This window comes from Ktedonosporobacter rubrisoli (assembly GCF_004208415.1).
Taxonomy (GTDB): domain Bacteria; phylum Chloroflexota; class Ktedonobacteria; order Ktedonobacterales; family Ktedonobacteraceae; genus Ktedonosporobacter; species Ktedonosporobacter rubrisoli.
In genome coordinates this window covers 204,309-216,926 of the sequence record NZ_CP035758.1, presented here as the reverse complement: position 1 = coordinate 216,926, position 12,618 = coordinate 204,309, and the positions used below count along the sequence as shown (strand labels likewise).

9 protein-coding genes are annotated in these 12,618 nt (G+C 51.7%); 1 reads left to right on the top strand and 8 read right to left on the bottom strand.

Features of this window, described 5'->3' with window-relative positions:
* Positions 1-4: 4 nt before the first annotated feature.
* From EPA93_RS00990 to EPA93_RS00955, 8 genes are all read right to left on the bottom strand, one after another.
* Positions 5-1,258, bottom strand: a complete 1,254-nt coding sequence (locus EPA93_RS00990; RefSeq protein ID WP_165422780.1) for an MFS transporter — start codon at positions 1,256-1,258, stop codon at positions 5-7.
* Positions 1,259-1,731: 473 nt separating this feature from the next.
* Positions 1,732-3,141, bottom strand: coding sequence for an MFS transporter (locus EPA93_RS00985; protein WP_129885238.1), 1,410 nt, complete (start codon positions 3,139-3,141; stop codon positions 1,732-1,734).
* Positions 3,142-3,759: 618 nt separating this feature from the next.
* Positions 3,760-5,139 (bottom strand): hypothetical protein, encoded by a 1,380-nt coding sequence (locus EPA93_RS00980; protein ID WP_129885237.1) that lies wholly within the window; start codon positions 5,137-5,139, stop codon positions 3,760-3,762.
* Positions 5,140-5,191: 52 nt separating this feature from the next.
* Positions 5,192-6,352 carry an N-acetylglucosamine-6-phosphate deacetylase gene (locus tag EPA93_RS00975; protein WP_129885236.1) on the bottom strand — a complete coding sequence of 387 codons (1,161 nt, stop codon included), beginning with the start codon at positions 6,350-6,352 and terminating at the stop codon, positions 5,192-5,194.
* 68 nt (positions 6,353-6,420) lie between these two features.
* Entirely contained in the window at positions 6,421-7,182 is a 762-nt protein-coding gene (locus EPA93_RS00970; protein ID WP_165422779.1) for a sugar isomerase domain-containing protein, read from the bottom strand.
* A 116-nt stretch (positions 7,183-7,298) separates the two neighbouring features.
* Entirely contained in the window at positions 7,299-8,090 is a 792-nt protein-coding gene (locus EPA93_RS00965) for a glucosamine-6-phosphate deaminase (RefSeq protein ID WP_129885235.1), read from the bottom strand.
* Positions 8,091-8,290: 200 nt separating this feature from the next.
* Positions 8,291-9,565 (bottom strand): AGE family epimerase/isomerase, encoded by a 1,275-nt coding sequence (locus EPA93_RS00960; RefSeq protein ID WP_129885234.1) that lies wholly within the window; start codon positions 9,563-9,565, stop codon positions 8,291-8,293.
* Positions 9,566-9,616: 51 nt separating this feature from the next.
* Positions 9,617-11,131, bottom strand: a complete 1,515-nt coding sequence (locus EPA93_RS00955) for a sodium:solute symporter family protein (RefSeq protein WP_129885233.1) — start codon at positions 11,129-11,131, stop codon at positions 9,617-9,619.
* A 389-nt stretch (positions 11,132-11,520) separates the two neighbouring features.
* On the opposite strand from EPA93_RS00955, the gene EPA93_RS00950 reads away from it, so the two are divergent.
* The gene (locus EPA93_RS00950; protein ID WP_129885232.1) at positions 11,521-12,609 is read left to right on the top strand and encodes a LacI family DNA-binding transcriptional regulator; all 1,089 of its coding nucleotides are present in this window, start codon (positions 11,521-11,523) and stop codon (positions 12,607-12,609) included.
* Positions 12,610-12,618 lie beyond the last annotated feature (9 nt).

The window sequence follows — 12,618 nt, the reverse complement described above, 5'->3', positions numbered from 1 at the left end:
CTGGTTATGCATCTACGCGACGTAGATGTGGATTGAAGGTAGCGGCAAGAGCTAGGAACAGCAGGCCGCCAGCCATGAAGAGGATAGTAAAGGTAGTTCCTTTGCTCTGAAGCAAGAAACCTGTCAACGCCAGGCTGATAGGATTACTACTAAAGGCAATGAGTCGGTAGATGCTATTGATACGACCCTGCAATGCATCAGGAATCAGGGCCATACGCAGACTTCGTTGCACAACGTCGAAGATGGGGAAAAGAAAAAAGAGAAGAGAGAGCAGGATTGCAATGACTAGCAAATTGGGTGCCAGGATGAGTAACGGCGAAAGTAGAGCCTGCGCCCATAGGGTAATAATGGCGATGGCAGAGAAGCTCAGGCGACGGCGCAGCAACGGCGCTACCAGCGAGCCCAGCACTCCGGCGATACCCGCCACGGAAAGCAAGACGCCGATCTCGACCGCCGAGGCGTGCACATGCTGTCCCAGAACGATAATGACCAGCGTAATGCCCCCAGTCATAAAGTTGAGACCACAAATTAGTATAGCCAGCGAGCGAATAAGCCTGTGCTCCCAGAGCCACTTTAGCCCTTCTTTGACCTCTATTCTCAAAGCACGTGAGCTTCTTGCATGTTCTTGTTGAAATGAGGTTCGGACGAAAAAGAGCGAAAGGACAGAGCAGAGATAAGAGACCGTATCTGCCAGAAAAGGAAATGCCCAATTGGCGCTATAGAGAAGGCCGCCCAGCGGTGAGCCAAGGAGCATGGCAATATTCATGGTCGCGATGTTCTGGGCGCTGGCGGCCGGTAATTGCTCTTTGGAGACGACCTGGGGAAGGCTGCTGACTTCGGCTAGATCAAAGAAGACGAAAAAGGTTCCCTCTAGAATGGAGACCAGATACACCTGGATGATGGTGAGATGCCCGAGAAACAGGGCTAGCAGGATGCTGGTCATACTCAAGAAACGTCCAAGGTCACAGAAGATCATCAGCTTCTTGCGATCCCAGCGATCCACAAGGGCTCCTGCAGGCAGGCTGAGGACCAGGTAAGGAATGGTACGCAGTGCGGCCGCAATTCCAGCCTGCGCAGGCGAATGAGTTAGCGCAAGTATTAGGAGAGGAAAAGCCAGCTGTGATACCTGGGAGCCAGTCTGCGAAATGATCTGACCGCTCCATAGTAACAGATAGTCCCGATTACGCCACAGAGGTAAGGGTGTGCTGACCTCTAACACTTCTTCTTTAGTTAGAAACTGTTTTTGTTTATCTCCCACGAAATTATTCCTTTGCATGGTGAAAATAGCACAATAACACCTAGTGCATCTAATGCTTATGGAGAACATTAAGTATATTGAAGGCACATCGCTATTTCAGGGCATGAAAAAGGCACAATCTTCTGCCTGATTGAAGAAATGTTTTGGAGGAAACATGCATGAATGACTTAGGGCAAGCCTCTAATCTCCAAAACTGAAAGGATGCACCATCTGTTAATTCCTGATCTGTGTTGCATAAGAGCGCTCCTTTCTATTGGAGAGTTGGCACTTTTGTAGATGTAGTATAACATAAGCAAACCGCCCATTGCTAGAAGCATGGACGGAAAAAAGGAAAATAGTGGCGTGCTTTAGCACATGCCTATCACACTCTTTTGCTTGAGCTTTCATTAGAGAGCTCAGTCGCGCCATGGTCAGGCATATCAGCAGCCTCTGGCGCGAACCTGGGGAGATAATGAGAGAAGTCTCTTATCTCTCTAATCTGTTATGTAGTCTCCTTCCTCTTTCTGAGCGACTGGATGCTGGGCGACAGATATGTTGTCTGGGGCCGGATTTGAACTTAGCTGTTCTTTAGCTGCAGTTTCGCGTGCATTCAACTTTTTCACTTCGCGATAGAGCGTGAGGCGGGCGAAGATACCTGCACCTATGATGATGAGGCTTGCTAGCGCAAAGATGGTATCAAGGCGTTGGAAGGTGAAGCCGGCGAATGTGGCATGGAAGTGCAGCAAGACAGTTGAGGCCAGGATACCCGCCAGGGTACCTCCCAGTAAAGAAGCGACAGTGATCATTGGGGTCTCGAAGGCCATTACCCGTCCAATAAACTCAGCTGGTGTCACACGGATGGTTAATGGGCGCACCGTGACAAAGATGGCAGTGTTGAAGATACCCATCAAGAATATGCACACCATTCCAGGGAGCATGGTATTTACGCGCGAAAGGGCAGCCAGACTTAGCCCATTCCCGATGAGAAACATCCAGAGCAGCTGGACTTCTCCTAGCCGCCTGGCCAGGAAAGCAGCGAACGGGAGGCCAATAACGACTCCCAGGCCATTACAAGCGACATAGAGCCCAAGAAGCCCATTAGAAATATGTAAATTTTCTACGCCATAGAGAAATTCGAAGGTATTGTAGGCCATGGATGCAAACATGAAAAGCATACCAGTGGTCAATAAAGTTACTAGAATGCGATTGCGGAGGAAAAATTGAAGCCCTTCCACAAATTCGCGCCAGAACCCGGCCTGTTTCTCCTGACCTTTGCTATATTGGGGAGCGCTAACAAAGAGAAGTACCAGGAAGGAGATGCCATAAGAGGCTGCGTTGAGTCCGAAAGCCCAGTAGGGCCCGAGGGCCACATAGAGTGGAGCGGCCAGGGTCGGACCAATAATTATCGCCAGGTAGCGGGCTTGTTTGAGCGAACCGAAGGCCATGGGGCGCTGCTCGGGCAAGATACAGTCGTTCATGACGGCAACCTGAGCCGGATCAAAGAACTGCGAGCCACAGGCGCAGAGTAGCAAGATACAGTAACAACCCACGAGCAGCCAGGCGGGCGCCGAGATGAACAGTATGGCTATGGCAAAAAGGAGCACGAGACCGCAGCGAAGCAAATCGGTGAGGAGCATGGTCTTTCGCCTCTCCCATCTATCGACAAAGACTCCCGCAAGCGGCCCCAGGATGAGCGAGGGAAAAGCCACGATAAGCGGAACGGCTCCTACGGCCAGGGGAAGCCAGGACTGACCACGCGCTAGCCGATCAATGATCCATAATGAGATGGTCGCTAAAAAGAACCAATCTCCTATGAGGGAGAATGATTGTCCGGCTAATAACAATACATAATTGCGATTGGTCCACAGCGATACTGACTGGCGAGAAGCTTGCGATTGTGCCATAGGTTTCCTTCCTTTTCGTCTCTATTATCTCAGGATGGGATGATCACAGAAGCGTACGTACAGCTGATGAATATATGCTGCACTTAGCTGATGAGCCTCTAATACTACATCTGTCCTCTCCTTAATATTTAAATGTATCAATATTTAGCGGAGTTTCCTTCTCTGCCCCGAAAAAGAGATGACCGCACCTGCCCCTTTCAAGCACGATATGCCTGGCTCTCTACTTTAGCGAGGAGCAGTTACCTTTAGCAGGGTAACTCGATGTTTCATTAGGATGAGGTTTGATGAAAGTTTCTTATCTATCTCTTTATACCAGAGCAAACAAGCGGGTAAAAAGAGCAGAAATTATATTTGTCAAGGTAAATATACTTGATCGAATAGTTTATGTCAAGATATCTGTTAAGAATGCCTTTGCAGTCTAGCATGCAGTGTGCTCTTGCTAAGCATTCTGGGATTTCTGAAGGGATTTAGTAGAGTAGCACAAAACGTTCTTTAAGAAGAAAAATCTATATGCCTTTAGTAGAAATATCTAGTTACTAGAGGCATATAGGTACAGAAGCTATATAAAAAATAATGTTGTCAGCAGTATAAGTGCCTATCAGCTAAGTAAAGGCTGCCCTACTCCAACCGAGCCAGTAGCTCAAGCGCACCCTCGATGAGCATATCGGCAGCCTCTGGCGCAAAGCCGGCGGGATAATTATAGAAGCGATAAGCTTCTGTCACCTCGTAGCCACCAGCTTCGTGAGCAGATCTATCAGCGATATAGCCAGGGCAGCCATTGGCATAGCCAATGACCATAAGAGCCTTGTGCTTAGCGCGGGCTTTGATGCTCAGACCTAGCTCCACAAATGGTTCCCCTGGCAGCATAACGATACAGATCTCGCCAAGGGCCAGCAGCATGATTTCAGCCCTGATGCTCTTTTGCGGGTCAGGATCAGTGCTAAGCTTTTTGGCCCACTCTGCCCAGCTACGCAGTAAAAGTACATCGCCAGTTGAGATGCCAGTGCTTTGGAGGCGTGTAGCTTCTTCAGTACATTGAGCGGCGAAGCGCTGCAGCGCCTCGGGAGACTCGGATTCGCGCAAAGGAAGCTCAACGATACGTCGCAAGATTTGTACTTTAGCGTTCCCTTGCGTAGTAGTGATAGTTGCCAGAGGGGTACCGCCCGGAGCTGCTCCACGCTCAGAAGCCTGTAAAGCTGCAGCAGCAATCAAACGCCCCAGGCGCTGGCACTCTGCATATGTCCGGCGCTCTAAACCGCGTCCTTTAACGCTATCCTGGGCTGAGTGGCCTGTATTGATCTGGCCACAGCAACCAGTGACGAATTGTACGTGAGCATTAGTGTAGATAGCTTCGAGCGTGCGCACGGTATACCCTGGGTAATCAGCCGTAGTTAGAAGATTATCGGCCCCCAAGGTAACAGGATGGCAAGCATAGCTCACTAACAGAGCATAGGTTTGCCCATCAAGGCTGTCGAAGCGCACTACAGGAACGTCAGGATCGATAATCCCGCCGGGAATGCGCCGGTTCTTACCAACTGTTGGCTCGGTGCCGATAGTAAAGCGCGCAGTTACAGGAATCATTTTTCCTATAGCCAAAGATGTGACTTCAGTAGCCTGCTGAAGTAGAGAGTCAAGATAGCCCGGATCTACTTTCCCGCCCAGGCGCCCATCCATTACCGCAGGGCCTCCATGGGTATGTGTTGCGGTAATCGCTATACGTTCTCCAGGTATTGCCGTACTGTTAGTGATATGCTCGCGAAGGGTCTCCACAGTTGAGTGGTCGAGACCAATCACATCGAGCGTGAGTAAGAGGGCACATGCATCCTTGCCGCCGTTGGACCAGGCCATAGCTCGCATGTAAAGATTATCGTGTACCCCCAGCATACCGGAATTCCTGGCGATAAAGCCAGACATTTCGCTTCCTACTGGAGGTGTAATGACCGCACGCGCCACACCCATCAGGAGGGTGTGGTTACTAGTAAATTCTGTATAGGACATGGCGTACTCCTCGTTGTTTGTATCATCGAGATGATACCGGTACAGCTGGCTCTCAGGCAAGACGCTGGTAGACAACTTCGCCCTGAACGAGCGTAGTTTCAATGATAATGTCTCCAGTTGCGGCATCGAAGCGAAATAGGGTCAGGTCAGCAGCGCTTCCACTGACGACAGAGCCGCGTTTCTCGCGCGCGTCAAGCTGCAGGAGTTGCCCCGGATGCGTACTTACCATACGCACTCCCTCGCTAAGAGTAGTATCGGTGTAGCGCAGAACGTTCGCCAGGCATTCTGGCAACGAGCTTACTGAACCAGCTAGCAGAGGCGTACCATAGAGATTGAGACGGCCATTGGCTAATAACTCTACCTTCCCACCTACAGGCGTCTCATAGAGGCCAGGCGCCAGGCCGGCGACCGCTACAGCATCGCTTATAAGAATGGAGCTTCCAATGCCTTTGGCGCGCAGCATCGCCTTCATTACCGCCGGCGCAAGATGGTGCCCATCGCAGATAAAGCTTGCTAGTAGGCGATCCTCTGCCAACTGCTCCCAGATATAGTTTGGATGGCGCTTGAGTTGGGCATGTGCTCCATTGCCTAGATGCGTAGCCAGGCGCGCTCCTGCATTGACGGCCTCCTGAATCTGTTCCGAACTGGCGGCAGTGTGACCTATCGCGACCACGACATTTTCAGCGTTCAGAGCCTGGATGTACTCTCTGGCTTGCGGATATTCTGGAGCCAGGGTAACCAGACCAATACGTCCTTTAGCTGCTACCTGCCAGCGCCGATATTCGGCGATATCCGGAGCTCGCACGTGGGATCTGGGATGAGCGCCGCGTGGCCCATCTTCGCGCGAGATGGCCGGGCCCTCAACATGGATGCAAGGAATAGCATGGGCTACGCGCTGATCCCTTTCGCAAGCTAGCGCAATGGCCTCCAAACTGTGGCAAATTGCTTCCTCTGAGGCAGTAATGACGGTTGGACAGAACGCAGTCACGCCGCGTTGCCAGAGTAAGCGGGTCAGGGCGATGATGCTCTCTGGCGTTACGCCTGGCGCATTGACATCATATCCACCATATCCGTTGACTTGAATATCGATCCAGCCAGGGGCAATCCAGACAGAAGTATCAAGGTTGACAGCCTCTATGTTTCCAATTGTGGCACCGTTTACTTGCAGGCGCACAGTCTGATTGTTCTCGACCAGTCGCCCTTCAATCCACATAGTTGTAAGGCCTTTCTAAAATAGCTAGACGCGAGCAACTGAGGCTCTGAAGCGTTTTATAAGTGGAGTTAGAGCTTCTTAATGCGCCCTTTAAAACGCTGGATAAACCTATTGTTGAGCTCATCCCCGTCAGGCGCATTGCCGCTACGCCAGATAGGGGGGTCCACTCCTTCCTGGGCGAGCAGTTGTACGGCTTCGGCAACCATAGAGTTGAGCAGATAAGCTGTGGCAAAAGTGGACATGGGACCGACAAGCTGGCTGATTCCTTCGATCTGAAGAACCGCATCCCCTACCTCGATCATGCTATCGAGGACGACATCGACTAGCTCGTAGAGATTTTTCTTGGAAGGATGGCGGGCAGGATGATTAGCAGGCGTGGCCTGGGCATGGCGAACAGAGGTTACGCCGATAAGCTTCACGCCGCGCTCGCGAGCCTCTAAAGCTGCATCGATCAAGGCTGCATTAATACCATACGCGTTGATCAGGATCAACAGATCTCCCTCGCTCAAGCCGTAGTCAGCAATAACGATGCGGCCGTAGCCGGGCGTTCTTTCAATTGCCATTGAGCGCAGCGCTCCTCCGCTCAATAGCGTGCCCTCATCAAGGATCGCGCTTACATGCATCAGTCCTCCAGCACGGAAGAAGAGTTCTTGCGAGCCAAGATTTGAGTGGCCGCCAGGCCCGTAGGCATAGACAAGCTTGTCGGCCTTGACCTGCTCTGCTACCATGCGCGCAGCCTGCAGAAGCGCTGCCTGATTCGTGTCATGTAATTGTTGAAGATGATCTGTAATCAGGTGCAGGTAGCGAGTCGTTACCGAAATATTCATCATGAACCTTTCCTCGTTATTCTTTAAAACTATCTATGACGCTGAGATTATTAGATTTCCACTTGTGCTTGCCGTTGAAAAATAAAGTACGGAGGATAACGTTTATAAATGGCTCGTTGCTATGGGCTATTTGTCTCTATCAGCTCGGCCGAAGCGGCATCGAGATAGAGCATACAATTAACATGGCGGCGCAGGGCTGTAGCTGGGCAAGCGCTACTAATCGGGCCACAGAGAGTCTGGCGTATAGCCGCACGTTTTGTTGGCCCGGGGACCATACAGAACAAAGCTTTGCCTGATAAGAGCGTGGGAATCGTCAGCGTAATGGCATGGGTAGGCACATCTTCAAGGCGCGCGAAGCAGCCATCGTTGACTTGTTGCTGGCGGGCGGTAATATCCAGGGCAACCGGCTTTACCTCTAACGGGTCGTTGAAATCTGCGACCGGCGGATCGTTAAAGGCAATGTGGCCATTCTCGCCAATTCCCAGGCATACAATATCAATTGGCGCGGCGCGGAGTAGTGTTGCGTAGCGCTTACATTCGGCGGTTATATCGTTGCTACTATTGATCAAGTGTACCTGGCCAGGCCTGACGAGATGAAAGAGATGATCGGAAAGATAGCGGGCGAAACGCTGGGGTGCGTCCTCGGCCAGCCCAATGTACTCATCCATATGAAAGGCGACGACGCGGGACCAATCAAGGCCCTCATACCGGGATAATGCCTGCAAGAACTCGTTTTGTGAGGGAGCGGCCGCAAAGATCATGCGCACTTGCGGCTGTTGGGTGAGCAATTTCTGTAACCTTGCGCCGACATCCTGACCGGCGGCTCGACCAAGCTCCCGCCTATCAGCATAAATCTTGACACGCAGCTTATCCACGCTGCGCGAAGCGATGGGTTTCGCTTGCGTATTCATTTTCATCTCCTTTGTAAGATGGCCCGACTCTATCAGTGCTGCCCTGCGCTTAGCCCTGTGGAGCGCAAGCAGACAGGGCTTACGCTCCACGCTTTCTCACATCTTCCTAAGAGCCCACGCAGTCCTGATATAGAGCCGAGCAGAGCCCTTCACAATCTGTTCAAAGAGTGGGCATATTCACTCCTTCATTAAGGCTGACCTCATGCTCGCGGCAAATGTGCCTGGAGCAGCTCAATAATGAGCACAAGATTGCGAATAATGTGATAGGGATCTTTGACCGGTAAGGCCACAACTTTATCTATAGGTTGTCCCTGCCGATCACGAATCTGAATCCACTCGCCGGCGGGCTGCTCAGGATGGGGAAATGTTTTAAATACATACTCGTGTACCTGCTGATAGAGCTCAGCAAAAATTCTTTCCCCGCTCAACTCGTAGGCCAGCAACGTTCCGTACAGAGCCTCTGAATGCGGCCACCAGAGCTTTGTATCCCAGGTATCCAGAATGAGCTGCTCATAAGGCGTGCCCATCTGTAAACCTCCCGGCTGCCCGCCGTTCCTGTCTACGAAGCGGAACAGACCGCCATAGTCTTGATCCCAGCCCACCGCGAAAGCTTTAGCTATGGCCTGTGTGGCCGGCTTAAGCCACTGCTGCTGTCCCTGGAGGCGTGCCTCGCGCAAGACAAACCACATGCTCTCAATTGCGTGGCCTGGTGTCACATGCCTGCATAGTACGCTCTCTTGTGAAGCACTCTGCAAAGGCAAAATCTCAGCAATCAGGCCGCCTGGCTGATAGAAGCGCTCCATGATTGCCTGCATATAAGCAAAGCTGAGCTTGCGCACTTCAGCAGCCCGCGCATCTCCAAATGCTTCAAGCGCGCTGGCTAGCTCCTGCGTTACGTTGAGCATAATCATTGAGGTGCTATGCGCTTCGTAGCCATCTGGAATTGGATATGGCTCGCTGCGAACTGCGCCGGCCTTAAGACGCTGGATGATGTGTGTACATAAGGTCAGAGCCTGCTCAAGCACTTCAGCATCGCGAGCCACGCGCGCATATTCGCTAAAGCCAAGCGCCACAAAGCAATCGGCAAAAAAGCTGATATCAAGTCCCTTGCCTGGTAACGCTTCTTGCTTATTACCGTAGCGATCGAGCAAATAGGCGCAATTGCCGTTGGCAAGGAAGGCATGCTGCCTTACAAACTCAACGCCCTGTCCGGCCAGAACAAGCAAACGATTGGCGTCGTGTTGAAGCAGTCCAGCACGGCTCAACTCGCTAAGACGGGCCAGCAACCAGATCATGCGTCCCTGAGACCAGGTATATTTGTCGAAGCTTACCAGCCTTTCCCCTCGATTATCGAAGCAGGTGAAGAAGCCTCCCTGTTCTGTGTCTATGCCCTGCTCTAGCCAGAAAGGTAGAATGACAGTTGCAAGATGCTGCTGATAAAACTCCTGTAACGCTCGATAGTCGTCTATATACACTATGCCACCTCTCTTAACGATATTTCAATGCCTCTCTATGAGCCTCGCTTGCTAGAGCTCACTGGCCTCTACCAATCCGGTTTTCTCTATTTGCTCCTCTTTTGGCTCGCTGCTCAACGAATCGACAAGCGCATCGGTCTGCGGATTGGCGCGATTATAGAGCAGTCCGATCCCTACGTAGAGAACGAGGGATATGAGAACGGGGAGACCCACAGTTGCCGCGACATCGTTGGTGAAACCATATTTAATGACGGCGAAGGCAAGAATACCCGCAGCCCAGGAGACAATTGCTGCTGTCGAGCCACTACGTCGAAAGGCCGGCAGCAAGCCAAGCAGCATTGGTATCGAGATAGGTCCGACGAGCGCGGCAAACCAGGTTACCAGCAGGCCGATGACGCCACCAAAGAGATCAGCTTCTAGCGCAATGACCATGCTCAAGATGGTAAAGATAATGGTAACGATGCGGGCGGCGCGCAGCGATCCCTCGCCCGATAGATTGCGCAGCTTGCGAGAGAGATAGGGCAAAATATCGCCGGTCACCACGGCGGAGATAGCGTTGGCATCTGAGGAGGTCATTGCCATTGTGTGGGCAAACATACCGGCAAGCACAAAACCCATCAAGCCTGGTGGAAGAAGGGACCGCGACATAATAGCATAGGCTTGCGAAGGATCTGAGAGATGCGGAAAAAAGAGAGGTGCTGCCCACATTGGATAAAATAGGATGATTGGCCAGATAAGATACAGCACTGCGGAAAGAATAGCGGCCTTGCGGGCCTGGGGTCCACTGGGAACAGCGATAAAGCGTTGGGCCAGATTCCAGGTGCCACCATTATAGCTCAAGAAGTTGATGAGCAAATATGCCAGGACAAACCAGAGCGTATAGGGACCATTAAAGAAGCCATGGTGGCTGGCTGGGAGTCGATCCCACATGCTCCCCAGAGCTGTAATGCCTCCCAATTTCAGCAAGACGATCACAAAGAGCAGGATGCCGGCTACAAGCTGCACAATAAACTGAGCTAAGTCAGTAAGTGCGTCGGCCCATAAGCCACCCACTGTGACATAAATTAAGGAAGCACCGCCGGAGAGGAGAATGCCTACAGCAATTGGTAACCCCGTGTAGACGTTGAGAATGATTGCCACCGCTGACCATTTGGCGCCAACATCAAAGACCTTTAACAGGGTGCCGCTCCAGGCCAATAATTGCTGAGTTGGTACATTATAGCGGGTTGCTAGATATTGCATGGGCGAGATAACGTGTAGCCTCTGCCTGAGCCGGGACCAGCGCGGCGCGATAATAAACGCTCCGGCAATGACGGCCACACTAATTGCAAAGGCCCACCATACGTAAAGAGTAAAGCCATAGGTGTAGGCAATGGCTGCATAACCAACAAAAACAGCAGCGCTATAGCCTGACATGTGATGCGAGATACCCGCCAGCCACCACGACATCTTTCCGCCAGCAGTAAAATAATCGCTTGTATTATGGACCTGGCGATGGGACCAGATACCAATAGCAATCATGAGCAAGAAATAAAGTGCCAGGACAATCCAGTCAAGAACCGACATTTAGATAGCCTCCGTTCGAAAGCGTGCGCGCAGGTGAGGTGTATCGCGGCGGACACTGCCACAATCCTACAAAACCTGAGTTTCACCTGTTAACATGGCACGGACGATCCTACAACGACCAGAGAAAATGACTATCCCTCCTCGGCCCACAGTGTGGGCTGTCAGCCGAAGCTAGCGTTTCAGCCTCCTTTCAAAATGATTTACAGAAAAATATTTCAAATAAACTTTCATGAAAGCCTTGCAGAGAATATAGCATCAATGCTAGCTTGCTGTCAATGTGAGGGAAGGATCACTAGTGACGCAAACAGAAAAATAAGATAGAATAGGGCAGCAAGCTGAAACACAGAACCATATGGTGGAGCATAGCAGGAAGGCACTAGAAGCAAGCTATGGTGGAGAAAATCAACGCAACGAATAATAGAGCAGCCTCTGAGGAGGTCACGATAGATGTTGTCGCGCAGATGGCGGGCGTCTCTCCCGCCACAGTATCGCGTGTAATTAATAATCGGCCCGTCGTCTCAAAAATGACACGGCAGCGCGTGCTTGAGGCCATGACCCGGCTCAATTATCAGCCTGGTACGCAGGGGCGCCCTTCCGCTATGCCTCGGATGAGAACTCTTGGAGTGGTTATTGCCGATATCGCTAATCCATTTTATGCCGAAATTGTGCGCGGGATAGAGGAAACTGCCCTCTTGTATGGATTAAATATTGTGCTCTATGATACGCTTGACAATGCCGAGCGTGAGGCCCAGTTCCTGAGCTTGCTTGAAGAGCGCCAGACGGATGGCTTAATTATTTGTGCCTCCTGCTTGCCAGAGCAGCGCCTGCGTTCGCTCCTGCGCGAGGAGATACCTGTTGTATTCATTAATCATCTGCCGCTTTCGGCCAGCCTGGGAACCGTAGAAATCGATCAGGAAGCAGGAATCAGAGCGGCAATGCAGCACCTTGTGGATTTGGGTCATCGTCGCATCGCCTTTGTTGGGGGAACGCCAGGCGCGCAAATATACCAGCGCCGCCTCGCCACGTTTCGTGCAACGTGTGCGGAAGCTGGCATGGCCATTCCAGAAAATTATGTTGTGCCGGGCAAACCTACGCTTGAGGGAGGCAGAGAAACCGCGCATGAGCTGTTAAAGAGCAGCATACAACCAGAACGTGCAAAGAACGCAGCATCTCCAACAGCTTTGCTTGCCTACAATGATCTTGTTGCCGTAGGGGCGATGATTGCTGCTCAGGAAGCCGGCCTTGTCGTGCCCGACCAGCTTTCAATTGTTGGCTATGATAATATTCCCTTTGCAGGCTTGCTTCAACCTGCCCTTACTACTGTTCAACAGCCCGCCCGCGTGCTTGGGGAGCAGGCAATGCAGCTGATCACATCCTATCTTCAAGCGCACGCACTTCCCGAAAATGGGCCAACGTTTGTGCGCCTTACGCCAACACTTATTGTACGAGCCTCCACGGCGCCAGCACCTGCACAATAGAAGTGGTAG